The sequence below is a fragment of the uncultured Microbacterium sp. genome (assembly GCF_945952435.1).
Taxonomy (GTDB): domain Bacteria; phylum Actinomycetota; class Actinomycetes; order Actinomycetales; family Microbacteriaceae; genus Microbacterium.
On the sequence record NZ_CAMFHZ010000005.1, the window covers coordinates 137,920 to 162,363 of the forward strand.

Genomic DNA, 24,444 nt, shown 5'->3' on the forward strand with positions numbered 1-24,444 from the left:
GTCAGAAGCCCAGGCGTCCGAGCTGCTTGGGATCGCGCTGCCACTCCTTCGCGACCTTCACGTGCAGCCCGAGGAACACGCGGCCGCCGAGGAGCTCCTCGATCCCCGCGCGTGCCGTCGCCCCCACGTCGCGGAGGCGCGCGCCCTTCCGGCCGATGATGATCGCCTTCTGGCTGTCCCGTTCGACGACGATCGACGCGTGCACGTCGATCAGATCGGAGTCCTCGCGCGGTGCGATGTCGTCCACGACCACGGCGATCGAGTGCGGGAGCTCGTCGCGCACGCCTTCGAGCGCGGCCTCGCGGATCATCTCCGCGATCCGGTCCTCGGTGGACTCGTCCGTCACGACGTCGTCCTCGTACAGGCTGGGCCCCTCGGGCATGAGCGAGAGGACCTCGTCGGCCAGCACGTCGAGCTGCACCCGTGTCAGCGCGGAGAGCGGGATCACCGCGGCCCAGTCGTCACGGAGAGCGTCGACCTCCATGAGGCGCTCGGTGATCTCGTCGCGGTCTGCGACGTCGACCTTCGTGACGATGGCGACCTTCTTCGCGCGCGGGTAGCCGTCCAGCGACGCCGCGATGCGTCGGTCGCCTGGGCCGACCTTCTCGGTGGCGGGAACGCAGAAGCCGATCACGTCGACATCGCCCAGCACCTGCTCGACGAGATCGTTGAGCCTCTCGCCGAGGAGCGTGCGCGGGCGGTGGATACCCGGGGTGTCCACGATCACGAGCTGGCCGTCCGGCCGGTTCACGATCCCGCGGATCGCACGTCGCGTCGTCTGCGGCTTCTCGCTCGTGATCGCGATCTTCTCGCCCACGAGTGCGTTCGTCAGGGTCGACTTGCCGACGTTGGGCCTGCCGACGAACGTGACGAAGCCGCTGCGGTGACTCTGTTCGTCGCTCGCATCCGCCTGCTCATCGCTCATGATGGTCCTCCTTCAGATGATCCTCCGCGAGCGGCTCCTCGGCCCGCTCGACGAAGACGTATTCGATGCCGCGGCCACGTCCTCGCGAGGCGCCGCCGGTGAGGAGCAGCCCTCGGACGACGGCCGTCGCGCCGGGCGTGGGGATGCGGCCGAGCTCCTTGCCCAGCAGCCCGCCGATCGAGTCGACGTCGTCGTCTTCGAGCTCGACGCCGAACAACTCCCCGACGTCCTCCAGGCTGAGCCGTCCGCTGACCCGGTACCGGCCCGGCTCGAGCTCCACGACCTCGGAGCTGCGCCGATCGTACTCGTCCGAGATCTCCCCCACGAGCTCTTCGATGAGGTCTTCGAGGGTCACCAGACCGGCGATCCCGCCGTACTCGTCGATGACGATGCAGACGTGCACCGCGTCCCGCTTCATCTGCTGCAGCAGGGTCTCCGCGCGCATGGATTCCGGCACGAACACGGCAGGCCTGGCGAGCTGGCGCACCGAGACCGCGCGCCAACTGAGATCGTCGCGATAGGCGAACTGCACGAGATCCTTGAGGTAGAGGACCCCGACCACGTCGTCGGCGTCGTCGTCCACGACGGGCACCCGGGAGATCCCCCGGTCGAGGAAGAGATCCATCGCCTCCGAGGTCGTGGCCGTCGCGTCGACCGTGACCATGTCCGTGCGCGGCACCATGACCGCCCGGACGAACTGATCCGTGAAGTCGAACACGGAGTGGATGAGCTGACGGTCGTCGGCCTCGATGAGGTCGTGCGACGCTGCCTCGTCGACCATGCTGAGCAGTTGGTCCTCCGACGCGAAGGTGCTGCGCCCCGCACGCCCCGCCCCCGGAGTGACGCGGCCGCCGAACACCGCGAGGCCCTGCGCGATCGGCCCGAGGATCAGGCGCACCGCGCGGATCGTCGGCGCGCAGACGCGCAGCATCGCGTCGGAGTGCAACCGTCCGAAGAACCGCGGGCTGGCGCCGACGAGCACGAACGTCGTGGCGGTCATGATGACCACGGCCGCGAGCATCGCCCACCAGATCTGCCCGCCGAGCAGCAGCACGAACGCGACCGTCACGAGCACGGCGGCGGCCGTCTCGACGAAGACGCGCATGAACGCGACGGAGTTGGCGTGCGGATCGGGGTCGGCGGCGATCTTCGCGAGCGCTCCCGCGTTGCGGCCGCCGGAACCCATCTCGACGAGGTCGGCCCGTGAGGTCACCGACAGGGCGGCGTCGATCGCCGCCATGAGACCGCCGAACGCGACGAGCAGCACGGCCCCGGCGAGGAGCAGGAAAGGAGTCATCGACCGTGGGAGCGCTCGTCGGCGGCGAAGCCGGCGATCAGCTCGCGCTGCAGCCCGAACATCTCCCGCTCGTCCTCGGGCTCGGCGTGGTCGAAGCCGAGCAGGTGCAGCAGCCCATGCGTGGTGAGCAGGATCAGCTCGTCCATCAGGGTGTGCTTCGCGGTCGCCGCCTGGGTCTCTGCGACCTGCGGGCACAGCACGATGTCGCCGAGCAGGCCCGGCGGGGTCGGACGGTCGAGCGTGCCGGGCCGCAGTTCGTCCATCGGGAAGCTGAGGACGTCGGTCGGACCCGGTTCGTCCATCCATTGCACGTGCAGGGCCTCCATCGCGCCTTCATCGACGAGCACGATCGCGACGTCGGCATCGGGGCTGACGTTCAGCTCGGCGAGATTGCGCTCGGTGAGTCGCAGAAGCACCGTCTCGTCGACGGCGATCGCCGACTCGTTGTTGATCTCGATCACTGGAGTCCTCGTTTCGGCATGCGGTCGCGCGGACCGGGGCGTCGCTGACCCGAGCGTCGTTCTGCCCGGTTCGCGAATTCGGCGGCCTGATCGCGCTCCGCCCTGGCCGCGGTGCGCTGTTCGTCGTATTCGGTGTACGCGTCGACGATGCGCCCGACGAGCGAATGCCGCACGACGTCGTCGCTGGTCAGACGCGAGAAGTGGATGTCGTCGATGTCCTTCAGCACCCGCGTCACGAGGCGGAGTCCCGATGCCCCGGTGGGCAGGTCGACCTGCGTGATGTCGCCTGTGACGACCATGCGCGTGCCGAACCCGAGCCGGGTGAGGAACATCTTCATCTGCTCGGGCGTGGTGTTCTGCGCCTCGTCCAGCACGACGAAGGAGTCGTTGAGGGTACGGCCGCGCATGTACGCGAGCGGTGCGACCTCGATCGTGCCGCTCGCCATGAGGCGAGGGACGATCTCGGGATCCATCATCTCGTTGAGCGCGTCGTAGAGCGGACGCAGATAGGGATCGATCTTGTCGGTGAGGGTTCCGGGGAGGAAGCCGAGCCGCTCGCCCGCCTCCACGGCCGGACGGGTCAGGATGATCCGCTCGACCTCCTTGCGCTGGAGCGCCTGCACCGCCTTCGCCATCGCGAGGTACGTCTTGCCGGTGCCCGCCGGGCCGATGCCGAACACGATGGTGTTCTGATCCATCGCGTCGACGTACTCCTTCTGCCCCAGCGTCTTCGGCCGGATCACGCGGCCGCGCGTGGACAGGATCGCCTCGCCGAGCACTTCGCTCGGCCGCGGACCCTCGCGTTCGAGCAGTCGCGCCGACTGGGCGACGTCGCTCGGGACGAGGGAGTGCCCAGACCGCGTCATCTCGATGAGCTCGTCGACGAGCGACTGCGCGGCGCGGACGGCCTCCGGCTCGCCCGTGAGGGACACCTCGTTGCCGCGCACGAGCACGTCCACGTCCGGATGCTGCTTCTCGAGCATGCGCAGGAGGCGATCCTGCGGGCCGAGCAGCTGGACCATCGCGATGCCGTCCACCTCGGTGCGGGCGGTGACGCGGTCTGCGGATTCGTCAGAAGCCAACGAGCTTGCTCTCCTCGATGTCGCCGAGCACATGGGCGTGCACGTGGAAGACGGTCTGTCCGGCGCGCGCGCCGTTGTTGAAGATGAGGCGGTACTCGCCGCCGGCGTAGGCGTCTGCGAGCTCCTTCGCCGCGGCGACCATGTCCGCCAGGAGCTCCGGATCCCCCGCCGCGAGCTCCGTCACGTCCCGGTACTGCTCGGACTTCGGGATCACGAGCGCGTGCAGCGGGGCCTGCGGGTTGATGTCGCGGATGGCGAAGACGCGATCGGTCTCCAGAAGGATCTCCCCCGGGATCTCGCCCGTGAGGATGCGCGTGAAGATCGAGGGATCGCTCATGCGGCCCAGTCTATCGGCGGCGACGACACCGAAGGAGTGGCTCACCACCGCCCGCGGGCGACGTTGAGCACGGCGATGGCGGCGGGCCCGGCCGTGGACGTGCGCAGCACGGTGTCGCCGAGGAGGACGCGCTCGGCACCCGCATCGACGAGGCGCTCCAGCTCCTCCGGCGCGATCCCGCCCTCCGGCCCGACCACGAGGACGATGTCGCGCGCATCGGGCTCGAGTCGGGACAGTCGGGTCGGCGCCGTGGGATCCAGGACGAGAACGCGCTGACGGCCCGCGCGGCGGACGAGATCCGCGGTGCTCTCGATCCCGGCCACGGTGGGGATCCAGGAGCGATGCGCCTGCTTGGCCGCCTCGCGCACGATCGTCGCCCAGCGCTCCCTCCCCTTGGCCGCCTTCGTTCCCTCCCAGCGGGACACGCTGCGCGCGGCCTGCCAGGGCACGATCTCGTCGACGCCGAGCTCGCACGCGGCCTGGACGGCCAGCTCGTCGCGGTCGCCTTTCGCGAGCGCCTGGACGAGCAGGATGCGCGGATCCGGGGCGGGGTCCTCGCGACGGCTCAGGACGGCGACGTCGACGCGCCCGGGTTCGGATCCCGCGACCTCGCCCTCGAGCCAGACCCCTGCCCCGTCTCCCAGCGTGATCGGCTCGCCGATGCGCACCCGCCGCACGACCGCGGCGTGCTTGGCCTCGGCGCCGGTGAGCGCCACCGTGTCGCCCACGGCGGCATGCGTCGCGTCGGGCGTGACGAAGTGCAGGGCCATGTCGGGATCAGCCTCGGAAGCGGTCGCGGAGCTTGGAGAACAGTCCCTGGTGGAACTCCGCGAGCCTCGGGGCCGGCGCCTTGGTGCGCTTGGCGAAGTCCTCGATGAGCTGGCGTTCCTTGTGGTCGAGCTTGGTCGGGGTCAGCACCTGCACGCCGACCTTCAGGTCGCCGCGGTTCGACCCGCGCAGCGGCGTGATCCCGCGCCCCTTGATCGTGAGGACATCGCCGGACTGCAGCCCCTGGCGGATCTCCAGGTCCACCGGACCGTCCAGCGACTCGATCGTGGTCGTGGTCCCGAGGACAGCGTCGCTCATCGCGACCTCGAGCGTGGCGAGCAGGTCATCGCCGTCGCGGCTGAAGCGCGCATGCGGGGCCACGGTGACCTCGATGTAGAGGTCACCGTTCGGACCGCCCGCGCGGCCGACCTCGCCGGATCCGGGCAGCTGCAGCCGGAGGCCCGTCTCGACGCCCGCGGGGATGTCGAGACCGACCGTGCGACGGGAGCGGACCCTGCCCTGACCGTTGCAGGTCTGGCAGGGGAAGGGGATCGTGGTGCCGAAGCCCTCACAGGATCCGCAGGGCGCGGTGGTGACGACGTTGCCGAGCAGACTCCGCACCTGCTGCTGCACGTGACCGGATCCGCCGCAGATGTCGCATGTGACGGGCGAGGTGCCCTCCTGGCAGCACGAGCCCTGACACGTCTCGCAGAGCACGGCGGTGTCGACCTCGATGTCCCGGTGGACGCCGAAGACGACATCGCCCAGCTCGAGGGTCACCCGCACGAGGGCGTCCTGGCCGCGCTCCCTGCGCGAACGGGGCCGCGCCGCGCGCGCCCCTCCGCCTCCGAAGAAGGTCTCGAAGATGTCGCCGAAGCCGCCGAATCCCCCGAAGCCGGCGTTGCCGTTCGCATCGCCGCCCCGGTCGTAGCGTCGGCGCGCGTCCGCATCGCTCAGCACGTCGTAGGCGTGCGTGACGAGCTTGAACTGCTCCGCCGCCTCGTCGCTCGGGTTCACGTCAGGGTGCAGCTGCCGCGCGAGTCGGCGGTACGCCTTCTTGATCTCGTCCTCGCTCGCATCGCGTGCGACGCCGAGAACCTCGTAGTGGTCCGTCACCATAGCCTTTCCGGGCCGCCTCTGCAGCGGCGTGTCTGATGCCCGCCGCGCTCAGCGGCCGGTCTCGTCGTCTTCGAGCAGTCGCGACAGGTAGCGGGCCACGGCCCGCGCCGCCGCGAGATTGCTCTGGTAGTCCATCCGGGTCGGACCCATCACGCCCACGCGCGCGGACCCCCCGTGGGTCAGGTAGTCGCTCGCCACGATCGAGGCCTCTCCGAGCCCGAACGCGGCGTTCTCCGTGCCGATGCTCGCGGCGAGACCCTGCTCGTCGACGCGCATCTCGTTCATCAGCCGCAGCAGCGTGACCTGCTCTTCGATCGCCTCGAGGAGCGGATGGATGCTGCCGCGGAAGTCGTGCTCGCGCCGCGCCAGCGTCGCCGCGCCCGCCATGATCAGCCGGTCCTGGCGGAACTCGGCGAGCTCCTCGGCGACCGCGCGCAGCAGGGCCGCGCGTGCGGCTCCCAGGCGGGGGCCGAGCGCTGCCTCCTCCGTGGCCTCGATGCGCTCCGCCCCCCGGCGCACCGATCGGCCTGTGAGCAACTCGGTGAGGGTCGCGCGGAGCCCCGCCACCTCGGACTCGTCGAGATCGACGGGCAGCGGCACGATCCGCTGCGACACTCCCCCGGCATCCGTGACCAGGATCACGAGCAGTCGATGGGGTGCGAGCGCGACCAGCTCGACGTGCGTCACGTGCGCGCGCGCGAACGACGGGTACTGCGCCAGCGCCACCTGACCGGTGAGGCGGGTCAGCACGCGGACCGTGCGCACCATGAGATCGTCCAGGTCGGCGGGATCGGCCAGGAACGCGGTGATCGCGCTGCGCTGCGCCGCCGAGAGCGGCCGCACCTGCGCGAGGTGGTCGACGAAGACCCGATAGCCCTTGTCCGTCGGCACCCGCCCGGAGGACGTGTGCGGGGCGGCGATGAGTTCCTCGTCCTCGAGCTGAGCCATGTCGTTGCGGATCGTCGCCGCGGACACGCCGAACGCGTGCCGCTCGACGATCGACCGGCTCCCGACCGGCTCGTTCGTCTCGACGTAGTCCTCGACGATCGCACGCAGCACCTGCAGTCCGCGCTCCGAGACCATCGCTCCTCCTCGCCGTTGGCACTCTGATGCCCTGAGTGCCAATCCTATCGCGCCCCGCGCCGCGCAGGACGAGCCCCGCGCCGGACGAGCCGATGACGGCGTCGGCGGCGCCCTCGCGGCTCAGTCGGTCAGGGCGCGCACGACCGCGTCCGCGAGCAGCCGGCCCCGTCGCGTGAGGACGAGCGTGCCGCCGAGCGCGGCGGTCGGATCCACCAGCCCGTCCGCCATGAGTCCCGCGACGCGCGGCCGCGCCCCCGTCTCGAGCGCGGCGATCGGGAGGCCCTCGGCCATCCTCGATCGGAGCAGGATGCGCTCCAGCTGTGCCGCGGCGACGTCGGGGCGCTCGGTTCCGGCGGCGGGCGACTCCCCCGCGGCGAGGCGCTGCGCGTAGGCCGCGGGGTGCTTGACGTTCCAGAACCGGAGACCGGCGATGTGGCTGTGCGCGCCCGGGCCGAAGCCCCACCAGTCCGTGCCCCTCCAGTACGCCATGTTGTGCCGCGACCGCTGGTCCGCGGGGTGTGCGCCGTCGGCGCGGCGCGCCCAGTTGCTCACCTCGTACCAGTCGTATCCGGCGCGGGCGAGGTGTTCGTCCGCGAGCTCGTACATGTCGGCCTGCAGATCGTCGTCGGGTGCCGGCACCTCTCCGCGGCGGATCTGCCGCGCGAGTTTGGTGCCGTCCTCGATGATGAGCGCATAGGCCGAGACATGATCGGGATCCAGCGCGGTCGCGGCCTCCAGCGAGGTGCGCCAGTCGTCGAGCGACTCGCCGGGTGCGCCGTAGATGAGGTCCACGCTGACCGCGAGGCCGGCACCGCGGGCCGCCTCCACGGCGGTGCGGACGTTCTCCGGACGGTGGGTGCGGTCGAGCGCGGCGAGGACATGCGGCACCGCCGACTGCATCCCGATGGAGAGGCGGGTCACGCCCGCCGCGGCGAGCTCGGCGACGACCGCGGGGGTCACCGTGTCGGGGTTCGCCTCGACGGTGACCTCGGCGCCGTCGACGATCCCGAACGCGTCGACCGCGGCACCGAGCATGCGCGCCAGGTCCCCCGGAGGCAGCAGCGTCGGGGTCCCCCCGCCGAAGAACACGGTGTCCATCGGGCGGAGCGCCCCCGCCGCGGCGAGGACGTCGCGGGCCAGCGCGATCTCTCGGATCAGCGTGTCGGCGTACGCGTCCTGGCGCGCACCGCGCAGCTCCGACGCCGTGTAGGTGTTGAAGTCGCAGTAGCCGCACCGGACGCGGCAGAAGGGGACGTGCAGATAGGCCGAGAACGCCGAGGTCGGGTCGATGCGCAGGTCGGCCGGCAGTCGTCCGTCGACCGGGGCAGGATCCCCGAGCGGAAGGGACGAAGCCATCAGACCGGGGTCGCGTAGAGGGGGGAGATGGCGCGCAGGTACCGGGCGAAGAGCTCCCGACGGCGGCGCTTCACCAGGAACGGCAGTGTGCGGTAGAGGAAGCTGTTCGGGCGGTCGAACGCGCGCACGGTGAACCACACCTCGTCGGCGTCGTTCCAGTCGATGTCGAACGACTCCTCGCCGCTGACGACCGATCCCCCGACCGTGCCCAGGACGACGCCGATCCGGTGCGTCTGCTCGGTGACGGAGATCACGCGCAGCTCCGCATCGGCGCGCATCCCGGCCACGCGGCCGTGCAGCTTGAGCGTCATGCCGGGACCGGCCCAGGGCGTGCCGTCCTCGTCGTAGCGCGGTTCGACCTGGGTCGATCCCGGTGCGATCGGCGCCCCCTCCGCATCGAAGCTCACGCCGGCATAGCCGGGCGTCGAGGCCGGACGGACGTCGGTGAGCTGCAGCCCTGCCGCGCGCTGTGCGGTCCAGGAGAGGAGGGCGTCGCCGGCGGTGCGGAAGCGGTCCTCGCCGCTGCCGAGCCGCCAGGACTCCTCGGCCGGCAGGCTCCGCTCCGGCGGATACTGCATCAGATCGGGCGCATGGGTCGCACCCACGGCGGCATAGTCCACCGTGCCTTCTCGGAATGTCCCGCGACGCATGACATCCAGACTACTGGCCGGTGCCGACGGACTCACCCAGGTTCTCCCAAGGCGGGGATGCTGCGCGCCGGACGGCACTCCGCCTCGTGCGCCTCCCCCTCTGCCACCTCGGTCCTGCGCTGCCCCTCCGCGACCTCGCGGTTCCCCCCGAGCCTCAGGATCGAGGCGGCGGCGCCGAGTGCCAGGCCGATCCCTCCGGCGACGGTGAGCGGCTCGCCCACCACGATCAGGGCCGCGAGGGCCGTCGCGGCGGGGACCACGCTGAACAGGATCGACGCGGCGTCCGCGCCGACTGCGCGCACGAGCGACGAGTACAGCACGGTCCCGCCCAGTCCGATGGCGACGATCGCGCCGAGCAGCGCCCACGAGCCGAGGCTCTGCGGCGGGCGCGCGACCTCGGTCGTCGCGAGGGCACCGACGACCGGAAGGGAGACGGCGACGCCGATCAGCGTGAACATGGCCGGATGCACGTCGCGGAGCGAACCGCCCTGCCAGATCCCGCCGAGCGACACCGCGAGCAGGGAGCCGCCGACGGCGAGCAGCACGGGCCCGACCCGGGGATCGGCGATCACGATCGGCGCACAGGCGACGAGGACCGCCGCTGCCCCCAGCCCGGTGGACAGCAGCGCGCGGCGGGAGGCCCGACGGCGGAGCAGGAGCCGAGAGAGCACGGCGGTCACGACGGGGTTCATGGCGATCACCAGTGCGGTGAAGCCCGCGCCGACACCGTGACCGAGCGCCCAGTAGGTGCCGACGAACTGCCCCGCCTGGGCGAGCAGTCCGGCACCCGCCGCGGCGACGAGGACCCTTCCGCGCGGAATCGGCGCGCGGACGATCGCGCAGAGCACGGCGAGGACCGGCACGGACACGGCGAAGCGCAGGAGCAAGAGCACGAAGGGGCTCATGGTGTGCAGGGCGAGCGAGGTCAGCGCGTAGTTGACCGCGTAGAGCGCCACCATGCTGATCGCGGAGGCGGCGATGGTCGTTCTGGTCATGTCGTCAGGCTCGCCGACCTCCGCACGGACGCCCTCATCCGATCAGCCTTCTTGATGGATAGGACCGTTTCGTCGCCGGAATGTCCCAGGATGGATCCATGACGAGCCTGGAGATCGCGGAGCTGCGCAGCCTGATCGCCGTCGCGGCGTTCGCGGGCGTCGGCCGGGCCGCCCGCGCGCTGCACCTCGCCCAGCCGACGGTCTCCGCACACCTGCGCCGGCTCGAGAGCGCCCTCGGCGTCCCACTCGTCGAGCGGCGGGGGCGCAGCATCGCCTTCACGACGGCCGGCGAGTCGCTCGTCCGCGACGCGCATCGGATCGTCGCCCTGCACGACGAGGCGGTGGACCGGCTGGTCGGCACGCCGTCGGACGACATCGTCGTCGCGTCGACCGACATGGCCAACGCCGCGGTCGTGCAGACGGTGAGCCGCGTGCTCTCCGAACGTCACCCCGAACGGCGCATCCGCTTCCGCTTCCACCGCACCGACAGCCTGCGCCGCTTCGTCCGCGCCCACTCGGCCGACGTCGTGCTCGGCTACGGCGATCTCGGGACCGAGCGCATCGACATCGGACCGGTCCCGCTCGCCTGGTTCGGCGCGGCGGACGGCCCCACCGACACCGGTCTGGTCGTCTTCTCCCCGCCGTGCACGCTGCGGGATGCGATCCTCGCCGCCCCCGCGAGCGTGACGCGACCCGTCGTCCGCGAGTGCCTCGACCTGTCCAGCGTGCTGGCGACCGTGCGCACCGGCGCCGGGATCACCGCCCTGCCGGCGTTCCATCGGAACGAGTCGCGGCTGCGCGAGCTCGATCTGCCCGCGCCGCCGCCTCTTCCGCTGACGATGGTCGCCTCCGCTCGCATCCCCGCGGGGACGCGTGACGCCCTCGCCGCGGAGCTGCGACGCGTCGTACGGACGGGCTGACGCGCGGCGGCGCTACTTCTTGTCCTTGCCTTCGACGTCCCCGCTCAGCGCGGCGATGAACGCCTCCTGCGGCACCTCGACGCGACCCACCATCTTCATGCGCTTCTTGCCCTCCTTCTGCTTCTCGAGCAGCTTGCGCTTACGGGTGATGTCACCGCCGTAGCACTTGGCGAGCACGTCCTTGCGGATCGCGCGGATGGTCTCGCGGGCGATGATGCGGGCACCGATCGCCGCCTGGATGGGCACCTCGAACTGCTGGCGAGGGATGAGCTTGCGCAGCCGCTCGGCCATCATCGTGCCGTAGGCATAGGCCTTGTCGCGGTGCACGATCGAGCTGAAGGCGTCGACCTTCTCCCCCTGCAGCAAGATGTCGACCTTGACCAGGTCGGCCTCCTGCGACCCCGCCGGCTCGTAGTCGAGCGAGGCGTAGCCCTGGGTCTTCGACTTGAGCTGGTCGAAGAAGTCGAAGACGATCTCGCCGAGGGGCATGTTGTAGCGCAGCTCGACGCGCTCCTCGGAGAAGTACTCCATGCCGAGCAGGGTGCCGCGACGCGACTGGCAGAGCTCCATGACCGTGCCGACGTAGTCCTTCGGCAGCAGGATCGCGGTCTTCACCATCGGCTCCGACACGGATCCGATCCGGCCGTCCGGGTACTCGCTCGGGTTGGTGACCGTGACCGTCTCGCCCGTGTCGCTGGTCACGACCTCGTAGATCACGCTCGGCGCGGTCGTGATGAGGTCGAGGCCGAACTCCCGGCTGAGGCGTTCGGTGACGATCTCGAGGTGCAGCAGCCCGAGGAAGCCGCAGCGGAAGCCGAAGCCGAGCGCGACCGAGGTCTCCGGCTCGTACTGCAGCGAGGCGTCGGAGAGTTTGAGCTTGTCCAGCGCCTCGCGCAACTCCGCGTAGTCGCTCCCGTCGATCGGGTAGATGCCGCTGAACACCATCGGCTTCGGATCCGTGTACCCGGCCAGCGCGTCGGTGGCGGGCTTGCGCGCGGTGGTGACGGTGTCGCCGACCTTCGACTGGCGCACGTCCTTCACGCCGGTGATGAGATAGCCGACCTCGCCCACCCCGAGCCCCTTCGTCGGGACCGGCTCGGGGCTTGAGACGCCGATCTCCAGCAGCTCGTGGTTGGCGCCGGTGGACATCATCTGGATCCGCTCGCGCGGCGAGAGCTTGCCGTCGACCATGCGGACGTAGGTGACCACGCCGCGGTAGGCGTCGTAGACGGAGTCGAAGATCATGGCACGCGCCGGCGCGTCCGCGTCCCCGACCGGAGCGGGGATCTCCTGCACGAGACGGTCGAGCAGCGCCTCGACGCCGACCCCCGTCTTGCCCGAGACGCGCAGCACGTCCTCGGGGCGTCCGCCGATGAGGTCGGCGAGCTCCTTGGCGTACTTCTCCGGCTCCGCGGCCGGGAGGTCGATCTTGTTCAGCACGGGGATGATCGTCAGATCGTTCTCGAGCGCGAGGTAGAGGTTCGCGAGGGTCTGCGCCTCGATGCCCTGTGCGGCGTCGACCAGCAGGATCGCTCCTTCGCACGCGGCGAGGGAGCGGGACACCTCGTAGGTGAAGTCGACGTGGCCCGGGGTGTCGATCATGTTGAGCGCGAACGTCTCGCCGTCGATCTGCCACGGCATCCGCACGGCCTGGCTCTTGATCGTGATGCCGCGCTCGCGCTCGATGTCCATCCGGTCGAGGTACTGCGCGCGCATGTCCCGCTCGGACACCACCCCGGTGATCTGGAGCATGCGGTCGGCCAGCGTCGACTTGCCGTGGTCGATGTGGGCGATGATGCAGAAGTTGCGGATCTGCGCCGGCGGCGTCGAGGCCGGCTGCAGCGGAGTGAGGGCGCGAGGTGACATGGGGTCCTGTGGGTGCGGAACGGGCGGTCTCCGGACGTCGTCCGGGGATCCGTTCGATTCTACGGGAGCGCGCTCAACCGGACGGCGACTTAGGGTCGCCTCATCGCACGTCTCCTGAGGGCGGTGATAGTCTCGCGAAGTTGCCGTCCCCCCGGTACCGGGTCTCTACGAGCCCCGCATTCCGTCTCATCGTGATGCGGAAGTGCGGCGCCTCGAGAAGTCTTCCGGATTCCTGACGACACCGACTCAGCGTTGCGTCGGAGATCCCGCGTTGCGTCTGCGACAAGAGAAAGAACACCATCTTGATCAAGTACCTGCTACGCCGACTCCTCGGCTGGCTCCTCATGATCGTGGTGGCGACCAACGTCACGTACTTCCTCGCGTGGGGCTTCCTGGACCCGCGCAGCAACTACGTCGGACGCAAGCCGCCGCTTTCGCACGACCAGATCTCGCGTCTGCTCGAACCGAGGAACCTCGACGACACCCTCCCGATCCTGCACCGTTGGTGGAACTGGCTCACCGACATCGTGCTGCACTGGAACTGGGGCGTGAGCCCGGTCGGCCAGTCGGTCAACGACCAGATCGCCTATCGGATGTGGATCTCGGGCGAGCTCGTGCTCGGCGCCACCATCATCTCGGCGGTCATCGGCATCGCCGTCGGCGTCTACACCGCGTCGCGGCAGTACAAGGTCGGCGACCGGATCTGGCAGGGCATCTCGATCGTCACGATGAACGTGCCGATCATCGTCGCGGCACTCGGCATCGTGCTCATCGCGATCGCCATCAACAACGCCCTGGGCTTCCGCCTCTTCTACGTGACCGGGTCGAGCAGCGACGGGGTCAGCGGCTTCTTCCCCGCGCTCGTGGACGCGCTGCAGCATCTGATCCTCCCGACGATCGCCCTGGTCTTCATCGGCTACGCGAACTACCACTTCTTGCAGCGCTCCCTGCTGCTGGACAACATCAAGGCCGACTACGTGCGCACGGCGCGTGCGAAGGGGCTGACCAAGCAGCAGGCCATCCGCAAGCACGCTCTGCGCACCTCGCTGATCCCGGTAGCCACGCAGCTCGCCTTCAGCATCCCGACGGTGTTCACCGGGGCGGTGCTGACCGAGACGATCTTCGCCTGGAACGGCATGGGCCGGTACTTCATCGACACCATCAGCAAGAACGACGTGCACGGCGTGGTGGCCATCGCCGCCTTCACCGCCGTGCTCACGGCGATCGGGGCGATCCTCTCCGACATCGCCGTGGTGGTCCTCGATCCGCGAGTGAGGGTGAGCTGACATGACCTCTGCAACCATCCAGCCCCCGGTGGGTCCCGACACGACGGCCGCGCGGATCCCACGCAAGCGCATCGGCACCTTCCGCCTGTACTACCGGCGTTTCGTGCGCAACCGTCCCGCGGTCGCGGGGGTCTTCATCTTCGTCCTGCTCGTGCTCTTCGCGGTCATCGGACCGCTGATCGCCCCGTTCACCCCGATCTACCTCGATTTCGCTTCGCTGGGAACGCCTCCCGATGGGACGCACTGGTTCGGCACCGCGGCGGACGGCGGCGATCTCTTCGCCCAGACCGCCGTGGGCCTGCAGCGCTCGCTGATGATCGCGCTCACCGTCTCCATCGGGACGACCGTGCTGTCCGCGATCGTGGGCACGGCGGCGGCCTATTTCGGCGGCAGGACCGAGCGGATCATCCTGCTCATCATCCACTTCTTCATGGTGGTGCCCACGTTCCTGATCCTCGCGCTGATCTCGTCGAATGCGGGCGGCGACTGGCGGGTGATCTCGCTCGTGATGATCTTCGTCGGCTGGTTCTTCCCGGCCCGCATCATCTGGACGATGGCGCTCTCGCTCCGCGAACGCGAGTACGTGCACGCGGCACGGTACATGGGCGTGCCCGGTATGAAGATCGTGCTGCGGCACCTGCTGCCGAACATCGGCTCGCTGCTCGTGATCAGCTTCACCCTCGGCGTCGTCGGTGCGGTGATCTCGGAGACCGGGCTGTCCTTCATCGGATTCGGTGTGAAGATCCCCGACGTCTCGCTCGGGTCCCTCATCGGGATCGGCGCGAACTCCGTGTCCAGCGCGCCCTGGACCTTCTACTTCCCCGCCGCGGCGCTCACCATGCTCACCGTGTCGATGGCGCTCATCGCCGACGGCCTCCGCGATGCTCTCGATCCCACCTCGGCGGCGGGAGGCCGCGCATGACCGCTCCTCTTCTCTCCGTCCGTGACCTTCACGTCAGCTTCGCCTCCGAGGCGGGTCGAGTCGACGCCGTCCGCGGCGTCTCCTTCGACCTCGATCCCGGGCGCACGCTCGGCATCGTCGGCGAGTCCGGGTCCGGCAAGTCCGTGACGTCGCTCGCGATCATGGGACTCCTGGACGACAACGCCAAGGTCACCGGATCGATCATGTTCGACGGGCAGGAGCTGGTCGGCAAGTCCGACAAACAGCTCTCGGCATTGCGCGGCAACGGGATCGCGATGATCTTCCAGGACCCGCTCACCTCGCTGACTCCGGTGTTCACGATCGGGGATCAGCTCATCGAGGCGATCACCGCGCATCGGAGCCTGTCGAACGCCGAGGCCACCACGCGTGCCATCGAGCTTCTGCGGCTCGTCGGGATCCCCAGCCCTGAGCGGCGGCTGAAGTCCTTCCCGCACGAGTTCTCCGGCGGGATGCGCCAGCGCGTCGTGATCGCCATCGCCATGGCCAACAACCCCAAGCTGATCATCGCTGACGAGCCCACAACGGCCCTCGACGTGACCATCCAGGCCCAGATCCTGGAGCTCATCGCTACCGCTCAGCGAGAGACCGGCGCCGCCGTCATCATGATCACCCACGACATGGGGGTGGTCGCCAAGACAGCGGACGACGTGCTGGTCATGTATGCCGGGAAGCCTGTCGAGCAGGCGCCGGTGCGCGAGCTGTTCCACGAGACCCGGATGCCGTACTCCATCGGGCTGCTCGGCGCGATCCCGCGCGTCGACAAGGCGGAGAAGACGCCGCTCGTGCCGATCAAGGGCAACCCGCCGCTGCTCGTGAACCTGCCCGACGAATGCCCGTTCGTGGCGCGCTGTCCCATCGCCACCGCGGCCTGCCGTGCCGGCGAGCCACCCCTGCGATCGATCGCGACCGGCGGCGGCGAGCACCTCGTTGCGTGCGTTCGTGCGGACGAGATCGTCGACGGCATGATCGGTGGCGAGCCCGTCTACCCTGTGCCGAAGCTGCCGACGAGCGCACTCGACCGCATCCCGCGAGAGCGGCGCCCCGTCACTCTCGACGTCGTCAACATGCGCAAGACCTTCCCGCTGACGCGAGGCGCCTTCTTCAAGCGGAAGATCGGAGAGGTGCATGCCGTCAAGGGCCTCACCTTCGACATTCGTGAGGGCGAAACGCTCGCCATCGTCGGCGAATCGGGCTGCGGCAAGACGACGACGCTGCTGCAGATCATGGATCTGGTCACGCAGACCGACGGAGAGATCACGATCGCCGGCACGAAGGTCTCCGACCTGCACGGAGGTCGTGAGGAACGCGAAGTGCGCCGTGATCTGCAGATCGTGTTCCAGGATCCGATGGGCGCACTCGACCCACGGCTGACGGTCGCGGACGTCATCGCCGAGCCCTTGCGCGCGATCGGCGCGCCCCGCGCGGAGGCCGACGCTCGCGTCGACGAGCTCATGGACCTGGTCGGTCTGGACCCGGCGCACGCGAGCCGCTTCCCCGGAGCGTTCTCCGGCGGACAGCGCCAGCGCATCGGCATCGCCCGTGCCCTGGCGACCAATCCGAAGATCGTCGTGTTGGATGAACCGGTCTCGGCCCTGGACGTATCGATCCAGGCGGGGGTGATCAATCTGCTCGACGAGCTCAAGGTGAAGCTCGGACTCTCCTACCTCTTCGTCGCGCACGACCTGTCCGTGGTGCGACACATCGCCGATCGCGTCGGCGTGATGTATCTGGGCGAGTTCGTCGAGTACGGCGACGTTGACGGCATCTTCGACGACCCCCAGCACCCCTACACGCAGGCGCTGCTCTCCGCGATCCCGGTGCCGGATCCGGACGTGGAACGCACCCGCGAACGCATCGTGCTCCAGGGTGATCTGCCGAGCCCCGCCGACCGCCGGGACGGGTGCGCGTTCACGACCCGATGCCCGCTGTACCAGATGCTCCCGGAAGAGCAGAAGGTGCGCTGCGAGACCGAAGCCCCTGTGCTTACTGGTCCTGCCGACCATAGGAACGCCTGTCACTTCCGTTGACATCGAATGAGTAACGGTCGACAGCGCGACTCGGCAGATCGGGTTCACGCGGGTTAACTGTCCCTGTCCCCAAAGAGCCGCAAGGCAATAGAAGGAGAACCATGAAGAAGCAGCACAAGCTGTGGGGCGTCGTCGCCCTCAGCGGCGCGCTGGCACTCGCCATCAGCGGGTGTTCGGCGAGCGGCGGCGCGAACGGCGCGAGCGACAAGCCGGCCGAGACCAAGACCGCGGACTACAACCCGCAGCCCCGTGAGAACCTCAAGCAGGGCGGGGAGGTGCATTTCGCGATCAACGAGATCACACCGCAGATGAACCCGTTCCAGGCGGACGGCTCCGCGGATACGACGCGTCTCGCGAGCTGGTACACGCCGCAGGTCATGCTCATCTCCCCCGACGGCAAGGTCACGCCGAACCCCGCGTATCTCGACAAGTGGGACATCGGCGAGAAGGACGGGAACACCGTCATCACCGGGAAGATCAATGAGAAGGCCGTCTGGAACGACGGGACCCCGATCGATTGGACCGCGTTCGAGACCACGTGGAAGGCGAACAACGGCACCGACGAGGCGTACAAGGTCAGCTCCACCGACAACTACAAGAACATCAAGTCGGTCACCAAGGGCGACACCGACAAGGACGTCATCGTGACGTTCGACGGCAAGTTCGCGTGGCCCGAGGCCGTGTTCTCGAACATCCTGAACCCCAAGGTCAACTCTGCCGACCTGTTCAACACCGCCTACGTGGAGAACGCTCACCCGGAGTGGGGCGCCGGCCCGTACAAGCTCACCAAGTACGACTCCAAGGGTCAGACGGCGACGCTCGAGCCCAACGAGAAGTGGTGGGGCGACAAGCCGATGCTCGACAAGGTGACCTTCACCGGCCTCGACTCGACCGCTCGGATCAACGCTTTCAAGAACGGCGAGATCGACGCGGCGGAGACGCCCAACAAGGACGCTCTCGCCCAGGTCGCCGGCATGAAGGACGTCGTGACGTACCGTGCACAGCGCACGTCGAAGACCGTCCTCATCGTTGACTCGGCGAAGCCGCAGTTCAAGGACATCAAGGTGCGTGAGGCGTTCTTCATGGGTGCCAACATCGACGAGCTGAAGAAGGTCATCTGGAACGGGCTGGGCTACTCGGAGGAGCCGGCCGGATCCTTGAACCTCTACGGTTTCCAGGACGGCTACGAGGATTCGTTCAAGACCGCGGGTCTGAAGTTCGACGCCAGCGCCGCAAAGAAGCTCCTCGACGACGCCGGCTGGAAGGCCGGCAGCGATGGTGTCCGCGAGAAGGACGGCGTGAAGCTGTCGGTGGTCTTCCCCAACCACAACGACTCGCCGACCTCGATCGCGATGCTGAAGGCCCTGCAGCAGCAGGAGAAGGCGATCGGCATCGACGTCAAGATCGAGCAGCGCCCGTCGGCCGACTTCTCGACCGACTTCACCACGAAGAACTGGGACGCGTTCTCGCTCCAGTTCACCGATGGCGACCCGTTCGGCCCGGCGTACTTCTGCCAGCTCTACTGCTCCGACAGCTCGCTGAACCTCTCGGGCACGAGCACGAAGGCGATCGACGAGAAGATCAAGAGCGATGTCGAGTCCCAGACCACGGCCGAAGCGTGGACCAAGGCTGCGATGAAGCTCGAGCCGGAGATCATCAAGGAGACCTGGGGCGTCATCCCGCTCTACAACGGTCCCTGGATCGTCACCGCTAAGAAGGGCCTGTCCAACCTGACCCCCGAGCCCTACGTGGGCCTGGACGGGTTCGGAGTGCAGCCCGTGGAGAACGTCGGCTGGGAGAAGTAGGCAGCACGACCGTTCGCAAGCGGGGCCGGTGGTTCGCCACCGGCCCCGCTTCTGCGTGCCGGCGACGGCGTTTCCTAGACTCGGAGGATGACCGTCTCCGTGGTGTTCGTGCACGGCATCCGCACGTCGGCGACGATGTGGCGGTCCCAGCTCGACTACCTCGCCGAGCGGGGCACTCCTGCGACCGCGGTGGATCTGCCGGGACACGGCACCCGCATGGACGAGCCTTTCACGCTCGCCGAGGCGCTGCGCACGATCGACGGCGCCGTGCGCGCGTTCGAGGGGCCGGTGCTGCTCGTCGGGCACTCGATGGGCGGCCTGCTGAGCACGGCCTACGTCGGGAGGGATCCGGCACCCCCGGTCGCCGGGTTCATCGGAGCCTCGTGCACCGCACTCCCCCGCGGCGCAGGGCTCGCCGCCTACCGGGTGCTCGCGGGCGCCCTCAACGCGATGCCCGATCGCGGACTGTGGCTGAGCAGGCAGGTGCTGGAGGCCACCCTGCCGAGCGAGACGCGCGAGGATTTCGGTGCGGGAGGGTTCGCGATGGCTGCACAGGATGCCGCGCTGCGCTCCCTCGCCGCGCTCGATCTCCCGGCGGCCGTGCGTCGGATCCGGATACCCCTGTGGTTCGTGAACGGTCAGTTCGACCAGCTGCGCACCCACGAGACGCTGTTCCGCCGTCTCGCGCCGCGCGCGGAGTTCCTCGTGGTGCCGCGGACGAGCCACCTGGTCACGGCGATGCGACCGCGTGTCTTCAACGCGGTGCTGGAGCTGGCTCTCGCGACGCTGGAGACGTCGTCCTGACGGCGAAGGTCATCACGGCGCCGCCCACCGAGAGCAGCGCGGCGGCTCCGAACAGCAGCCAGAATCCGCCGACGAGAGCCACCAGACCCGCTCCCAGCAGCGGCCCGAGAAGCTGTCCCAGCTGCGCGGAGACGTTGACGAGGCCGAGATCGCGCGCGTGGTCGTCCGGATCCTTGAGCAGGTCGGTCGCGAACGCGAGGCTCACCGCCATGTACCCACCGTAGCCGACGCCCATGATCGCGGCGGCGACCGCGCTCATGACCAGGCTCGGACTGATCAGGATCACGATCCCCGAGAGCGCCTGAACGAGCGCGGACGCGGCGGTCAATGCACGACGCCGTCGCAGCGGATCCGCGCTCGGCCGGTCGGACAGGACCCCGGCGACGATCGACGCGATGACGACGAACACCGTGTAGACGACGATGAGGATGAGCAGGTCGCCCTCCGACTCGACCGACGGCACTCGCACGCCGTAGAGGAGGAAGAAGAGCAGGAGCGCGGTGCCGAAGGCGTTGCCGATGTTCACGACGAGCCGGCTGACAAGAAGCCAGAGGAAGTCCCGATCGCGCCAGGACGAGCGCCGCGCGTCCGCAGGGCGCCGCTCGATCACGAGATCGAGAGAGGACGGGTCTGGCAGGAGCAGCGCCGTGCCGACGCCGATCACGAGGATGAACGCCGCCAGCACCAGGTAGGAGGAGAGGATGTCGAGGCCGATCAGCACGACCGCGCCGACGCCGACCACGATCCCGAGCGCCTGCGCGCTGCTGGCCGCGGCCGAGGCGGCGCCGCGCTGGCGAGTGACGAGCTGATCCGCGATCGTCGCCGTCAGCGCGGCGGAGGCTACCGAGACTCCCACCGAGACGACGATCCACGCGCCACCGACGGCGAGCGGTCCGTGGACGAGGCCGGTGAGCGCGAGCCCGACGGCGGACAGCACCGACCCGCCGATCGCCCAGGGACGACGACGTCCCGCGCGCGAACGCGTGCGATCCGACCAGCGCCCGGCGAGCGGAGCCGCGACGATCCCGACGAGCCCGCCCGCGGACAGCACCACTCCCGCCCAGACGACGCCGGCGATCCAGTCCTTACCCTGATCGTTCGTGTCGAGCTGCAGCGGCAGCAGCAACTGCACCGGTGTGAGCTGGACGGTCCAGATCGCCAGCCACGCGAGCGTGAACAGGGTCATCCAGAGCGGGCCGACCCGCCGCGCGATCTCCGTCATGCACGTTCCTCCTCGATGCGTGCCCGATGTCCCCGCGGGGAAGCCGTCACGACGGGCGCCGCCCGCGGAGCGACGAGCCGAGTGACGATCTCCGGGGTGCGATCGACGCCTCCGGCTCCGAGCACAGCATGCACCACGTGCCCTGGTCCGTCGGCGCACGACGCGCCGCACGGGCCGCGCGCTCCGGTTCGGGGATCGCTCCCGCACCTGATAAGATCGGTGATTGGCTTGCGTGTGGGTTCTTCCCTCACGACCGCCGTACGGCGCCCTCTCTCGCCCGCGGCACACCCATCCATCACTCGAACGAAGGTTTCCACCCGTGGCGAACATCAAGTCGCAGATCAAGCGCAACAAGACCAACGAGAAGGCCCGCGAGCGCAACAAGGCCGTCAAGAGCGAGCTGCGCACCGCCGTCCGCAACACCCGCAAGGCGATCGCCTCCGGCGACAAGGCTGCGGCCGAGACCGCGCTGAAGACGGCCACCAAGAAGCTCGACAAGGCCGTCAGCAAGGGCGTCATCCACTCGAACCAGGCCGCGAACCGCAAGTCGGCCATCGCGAAGCAGGTCGCCGCTCTCTGAGCGCCCGTTTCGTCGCACGAAACCCCGCCCTCCGTTCCGGAGCGGCGGGGTTTCGCGTCTCCCGCACGGCCTTCGCGTCACGGGGCGGGGGCCGAGGTCCGAGGCGGAGCGGGTTGTGATCGGGGAATCAGCCGCCGTAGGGGGCGCGGGTCGCGATCACGGTGATCATCCGCTCGAGCGCGAAGATCGGGTCGCGCGCGGCGCCCTTGACATCGGCATCGGCGCGCGCCGTCGCCTGGATGGCCAGGCCGAGCGACCGCTCGTTCCACCCGCTGAGATCGCGCCGGGCGCGATCGACCTGCCAGTCCTTCATGCCGAGGCGCGCCGCGAGGACGGAGTTCGACTCTCTGCTGCCGGCGACCCTGGCCATCGACCGCAGCTTCATCGCGAAGGCCGCGACCATCGGCACCGGGTCCGCTCCGGAATCGAGGGCGTGGCGTAGGGCGAGGAGCGCATCCCCGAGCCGGCCTGCGATCGCCGTGTCGGCGACCACGAAGGCGGACACCTCGACGCGCCCGCCGTAGTACCGCTCGACGATCTCGGTCGTCACGTCGCCCTCGACATCGGTGATCAACTGCTGGCACGCAGCGGCGAGCTCGGTGACGTCGTCCGAGAACGCGGAGACGAGAGCACGCAACGCCTGGGGCTGGATGCGCCGGTTCGCCGCACGGAACTCCCCCGCGGCGAAGTCGGCCTTCTCGTCGTCGCGCTTGATCGCGGGGCAGGCGATCTCGATCCCGCCTCCGGTTCCGGCCCGGATCGCGTCGAGGAGCTTCTTTCCGCGGACGCTCGCGCCGGTGTGCCGCAGCACGACGGTCGCGCCCTCCTGGGGGTGGTCAAGATACGCGACGGCCTCGGCGAGGAAGGCGTCGGTGCATCGCTCGACCCCCGAGACTCGCAGCAGCCGCGGCTCGCCGAAGAGCGACGGCGAAGCCAGGGCCAGCAGGGTGCCCGCTTCGTAGTCGTCGGCCCGGAGATCGCTGACCTCGACGGCCGGGTCCTCCGCCCGGAGGTAGGCGCGCACGCCGGCGATCGCACGCTCGGCGCAGATCTCCTCCGGGCCCGAGACGAGCACGATCGGAGCGGGCCGGGGTTCCCGCCAGGAGACCTGCGGGATGTTCGTCGCCTTCGCTCCGCGACGGGCGGACGAGGAGCGCGATGCGGGCATGCTTCCAGGGTACCGGCGGCCGCGGACCTTCCTGCCGCGCGACGAACCGCGCGAACGCGGGCGGGGCGCGGTCGGGGACTTCGGCGATGGGGATCCGCGGGGTGGCGCAGAGGCCGGGGCGACGGCCCCTGCCGGGCGTTCGGTCCAGATCCGCAGCTCGCCGCCGTGCACGGACACGAGGACGAGGCCGCGCTGGTCCGTGCGCAGGATCGGCGCATGCAACGCCTGCAGCATGTCGAGCGTCTGCCGCCGCGGATGACCGTAGTCGTTGTCCTTCCCGACGGAGATGAGCGAGAGGGCCGGAGCAAGATCGGCATAGAGTTGCGGATCCTGATCGGCGCTGCCGTGATGGGCGACCTTCACCACCGCCACGTCGTGCGGATGCGCGCTGCGGCGGAGCATGCCCTGCGATGTTGCGGAGAGGTCGGCGAGGAAGACGCTCCGGGGAACACCGCCGCCGGCGATCTCGAGCACGATGCCGACATCGTTCCCCGCAGGGAACACCTTCTCGTCGCGCCGCGGCCAGAGCACTCGCCACTGCGCGTCTCCGAGATCGCCCGTCATCCCCGCACTCGCCGCGACGATCCGCGCGCCACCCCGACGCAGGCGTGCGAGCTGCTGTTCATGGCGCGGCGTGTCGATCGGCCCGTGCAGCACGATCTCGGACCGCCCGACGAGCTCGTCCGAAGAGCCGGCGTGGTCGTGGTCGAAGTGGGTGAGCACGAGCACGTCGAGACGGTCGATGTGCAACGAGCTCAGGCAGCCCCGGAGCAGCCCCGGATCCGGCCCCGTGTCGATGAGCATGCTGCGTCCCGCGCTGCGCACCACGATCGCGTCGCCCTGCCCGACGTCGCACAGCGCGACGCTCCACTCCTGCGGGCGCCCCGCAACCGCGATCGGCCCGGTCAGTACGGCCCAGCCGACCGCCGTGCCCAGACCCGCCGCGAGCACGCCGCCGAGCACCATCCGCATCGCCGGACGTACACCCCGCCCCGGCACGATCACCAGGTACACGACCGTGCTCAGTAAGGCCACGATTGCCGCCGTGACGAATCCCGCCGGTGCGGCGATCGTCGCGCCGGGGAACGCCGCGGTCACCCGCGCAGTTTGTGCGATCCAGGCGGAGGGGAGCCATGCCGTCGCCGCCAGAAGGTCGGCCAGCGCAGGCACCGGCATCGCGAGGCACGCCAGCAGGCCCAGGATCGTCGCGAGCGGCGCCGCGGGCTGGGCGATCAGGTTGGCGAGGACGCCGACCACCGACTGCTGAGCGGCGAACAGCGCGAGGATCGGCCCGCACGCGAGCTGCGCCGCGAGCGGAACCGAGACGGCCACGGCGACCGGCGAGGGCAGCCATCGCGCGAGCCCCCGCGCCAGGGGCGGAGCGAGCACGATGAGGCCCGCGGTCGCCGCGGCGGACAGCGCGAATCCTGGAGCAGCGGACAGACGCGGATCCCCGAGCAGAAGCACGGTGATCGCGAGGAGCAGCACCGACAACCCGGCGCGCGGTCTGCCGATCAGGATCGCCGACATGGCCACCCCGGCCATCGCCGCGGCCCGGATCACACTCGGCTGGGGTGTCACGAGGACGACGAATCCCGCGAGCGCCGTGACCGCGACCGCGATGCGCAGTCTCCGCCCGCCGCCGAGCACGGCGACGAGTCCGAACCCCGCGGCCGCGACGAGCGCGAGATTGCTGGCTCTTCGCAGATGAGCGGGTAGCTGGCTGAGCGCGTCGATGGCCGGATAGGCG

The 24,444-nt window shown here is 69.6% G+C and carries 21 protein-coding genes and 1 pseudogene; 7 read left to right on the plus strand and 15 right to left on the minus strand.

Annotated elements, in window-relative coordinates; all coding sequences use genetic code 11:
• Position 1: 1 nt before the first annotated feature.
• The 11 genes from era to Q0P88_RS04260 all read right to left on the minus strand — a co-directional run bounded on the left by era (position 2) and on the right by Q0P88_RS04260 (position 10,073).
• Positions 2 to 925, minus strand: coding sequence for a GTPase Era (gene era / locus Q0P88_RS04210; RefSeq protein WP_295011402.1), 924 nt, complete (start codon positions 923 to 925; stop codon positions 2 to 4).
• Positions 915 to 2,222 carry a hemolysin family protein gene (locus tag Q0P88_RS04215; protein WP_295011404.1) on the minus strand — a complete coding sequence of 436 codons (1,308 nt, stop codon included), beginning with the start codon at positions 2,220 to 2,222 and terminating at the stop codon, positions 915 to 917. The genes era and Q0P88_RS04215 overlap by 11 nt, the downstream gene beginning before the upstream one ends.
• Positions 2,219 to 2,683, minus strand: coding sequence for an rRNA maturation RNase YbeY (gene ybeY, locus Q0P88_RS04220; RefSeq protein ID WP_295011406.1), 465 nt, complete (start codon positions 2,681 to 2,683; stop codon positions 2,219 to 2,221). Before ybeY ends, Q0P88_RS04215 begins: the two co-directional genes overlap by 4 nt.
• A complete protein-coding gene (locus Q0P88_RS04225) occupies positions 2,680 to 3,705 on the minus strand; it encodes a PhoH family protein (RefSeq protein WP_295011450.1) in 1,026 nt (341 codons plus the stop codon). Before Q0P88_RS04225 ends, ybeY begins: the two co-directional genes overlap by 4 nt.
• Positions 3,706 to 3,754: 49 nt before the next feature.
• The gene (locus Q0P88_RS04230; RefSeq protein WP_295011408.1) at positions 3,755 to 4,102 is read right to left on the minus strand and encodes an HIT domain-containing protein; all 348 of its coding nucleotides are present in this window, start codon (positions 4,100 to 4,102) and stop codon (positions 3,755 to 3,757) included.
• A 41-nt stretch (positions 4,103 to 4,143) separates the two neighbouring features.
• Positions 4,144 to 4,872 (minus strand): 16S rRNA (uracil(1498)-N(3))-methyltransferase, encoded by a 729-nt coding sequence (locus tag Q0P88_RS04235; protein ID WP_295011409.1) that lies wholly within the window; start codon positions 4,870 to 4,872, stop codon positions 4,144 to 4,146.
• A gap of 7 nt (positions 4,873 to 4,879) precedes the next feature.
• Complete coding sequence (gene dnaJ / locus Q0P88_RS04240) at positions 4,880 to 5,986, minus strand: molecular chaperone DnaJ (protein ID WP_295011452.1); 1,107 nt, start codon at positions 5,984 to 5,986, stop codon at positions 4,880 to 4,882.
• 51 nt (positions 5,987 to 6,037) lie between these two features.
• Positions 6,038 to 7,072: a heat-inducible transcriptional repressor HrcA gene (gene hrcA, locus Q0P88_RS04245; protein ID WP_295011411.1), complete on the minus strand. Its 1,035-nt coding sequence runs from the start codon at positions 7,070 to 7,072 to the stop codon at positions 6,038 to 6,040.
• A gap of 120 nt (positions 7,073 to 7,192) precedes the next feature.
• The gene (hemW, locus tag Q0P88_RS04250; RefSeq protein WP_295011413.1) at positions 7,193 to 8,428 is read right to left on the minus strand and encodes a radical SAM family heme chaperone HemW; all 1,236 of its coding nucleotides are present in this window, start codon (positions 8,426 to 8,428) and stop codon (positions 7,193 to 7,195) included.
• On the minus strand, positions 8,428 to 9,078 hold the full coding sequence (locus Q0P88_RS04255; protein WP_295011415.1) for a DUF1990 family protein: 651 nt from the start codon (positions 9,076 to 9,078) through the stop codon (positions 8,428 to 8,430). Before Q0P88_RS04255 ends, hemW begins: the two co-directional genes overlap by 1 nt.
• Positions 9,079 to 9,110: 32 nt before the next feature.
• Complete coding sequence (locus tag Q0P88_RS04260) at positions 9,111 to 10,073, minus strand: DMT family transporter (protein ID WP_295011417.1); 963 nt, start codon at positions 10,071 to 10,073, stop codon at positions 9,111 to 9,113.
• A 98-nt stretch (positions 10,074 to 10,171) separates the two neighbouring features.
• On the opposite strand from Q0P88_RS04260, the gene Q0P88_RS04265 reads away from it, so the two are divergent.
• A complete protein-coding gene (locus Q0P88_RS04265; RefSeq protein ID WP_295011419.1) occupies positions 10,172 to 10,993 on the plus strand; it encodes a LysR family transcriptional regulator in 822 nt (273 codons plus the stop codon).
• 12 nt (positions 10,994 to 11,005) lie between these two features.
• On the opposite strand, the gene lepA is transcribed toward Q0P88_RS04265, so the two are convergent.
• Positions 11,006 to 12,859 (minus strand): translation elongation factor 4, encoded by a 1,854-nt coding sequence (gene lepA / locus Q0P88_RS04270; RefSeq protein ID WP_295011421.1) that lies wholly within the window; start codon positions 12,857 to 12,859, stop codon positions 11,006 to 11,008.
• 302 nt (positions 12,860 to 13,161) lie between these two features.
• Between lepA and Q0P88_RS04275 the strand changes: the two genes are divergently transcribed.
• The 5 genes from Q0P88_RS04275 to Q0P88_RS04295 all read left to right on the plus strand — a co-directional run bounded on the left by Q0P88_RS04275 (position 13,162) and on the right by Q0P88_RS04295 (position 19,724).
• On the plus strand, positions 13,162 to 14,145 hold the full coding sequence (locus Q0P88_RS04275) for an ABC transporter permease (protein ID WP_295011423.1): 984 nt from the start codon (positions 13,162 to 13,164) through the stop codon (positions 14,143 to 14,145).
• A 1-nt stretch (position 14,146) separates the two neighbouring features.
• Positions 14,147 to 15,067: an ABC transporter permease gene (locus tag Q0P88_RS04280; protein ID WP_295011425.1), complete on the plus strand. Its 921-nt coding sequence runs from the start codon at positions 14,147 to 14,149 to the stop codon at positions 15,065 to 15,067.
• Positions 15,064 to 17,115 (plus strand): ABC transporter ATP-binding protein, encoded by a 2,052-nt coding sequence (locus Q0P88_RS04285; protein ID WP_295011427.1) that lies wholly within the window; start codon positions 15,064 to 15,066, stop codon positions 17,113 to 17,115. The genes Q0P88_RS04280 and Q0P88_RS04285 overlap by 4 nt, the downstream gene beginning before the upstream one ends.
• Positions 17,116 to 17,216: 101 nt before the next feature.
• Complete coding sequence (locus tag Q0P88_RS04290; protein ID WP_295011429.1) at positions 17,217 to 18,920, plus strand: ABC transporter family substrate-binding protein; 1,704 nt, start codon at positions 17,217 to 17,219, stop codon at positions 18,918 to 18,920.
• An 87-nt stretch (positions 18,921 to 19,007) separates the two neighbouring features.
• Entirely contained in the window at positions 19,008 to 19,724 is a 717-nt protein-coding gene (locus Q0P88_RS04295; protein WP_295011431.1) for an alpha/beta fold hydrolase, read from the plus strand.
• On the opposite strand, the gene Q0P88_RS04300 is transcribed toward Q0P88_RS04295, so the two are convergent.
• Positions 19,675 to 21,276, minus strand: a complete 1,602-nt coding sequence (locus tag Q0P88_RS04300) for an MFS transporter (RefSeq protein ID WP_363316495.1) — start codon at positions 21,274 to 21,276, stop codon at positions 19,675 to 19,677. The two genes, Q0P88_RS04295 and Q0P88_RS04300, sit on opposite strands and share 50 nt — an antisense overlap.
• Between Q0P88_RS04300 and rpsT the strand changes: the two genes are divergently transcribed.
• Complete coding sequence (rpsT, locus tag Q0P88_RS04305; RefSeq protein WP_295011435.1) at positions 21,266 to 21,526, plus strand: 30S ribosomal protein S20; 261 nt, start codon at positions 21,266 to 21,268, stop codon at positions 21,524 to 21,526. The two genes, Q0P88_RS04300 and rpsT, sit on opposite strands and share 11 nt — an antisense overlap.
• 127 nt (positions 21,527 to 21,653) lie before the next feature.
• Here the strand turns inward: rpsT and holA are convergent, their stop codons facing one another.
• Both holA and Q0P88_RS04315 read right to left on the minus strand, forming a co-directional pair.
• Positions 21,654 to 22,694: a DNA polymerase III subunit delta gene (holA, locus tag Q0P88_RS04310; protein WP_295011454.1), complete on the minus strand. Its 1,041-nt coding sequence runs from the start codon at positions 22,692 to 22,694 to the stop codon at positions 21,654 to 21,656.
• 684 nt (positions 22,695 to 23,378) lie between these two features.
• Positions 23,379 to 24,344: pseudogene (locus Q0P88_RS04315) on the minus strand (ComEC/Rec2 family competence protein); the annotation flags it as partial.
• Positions 24,345 to 24,444 lie beyond the last annotated feature (100 nt).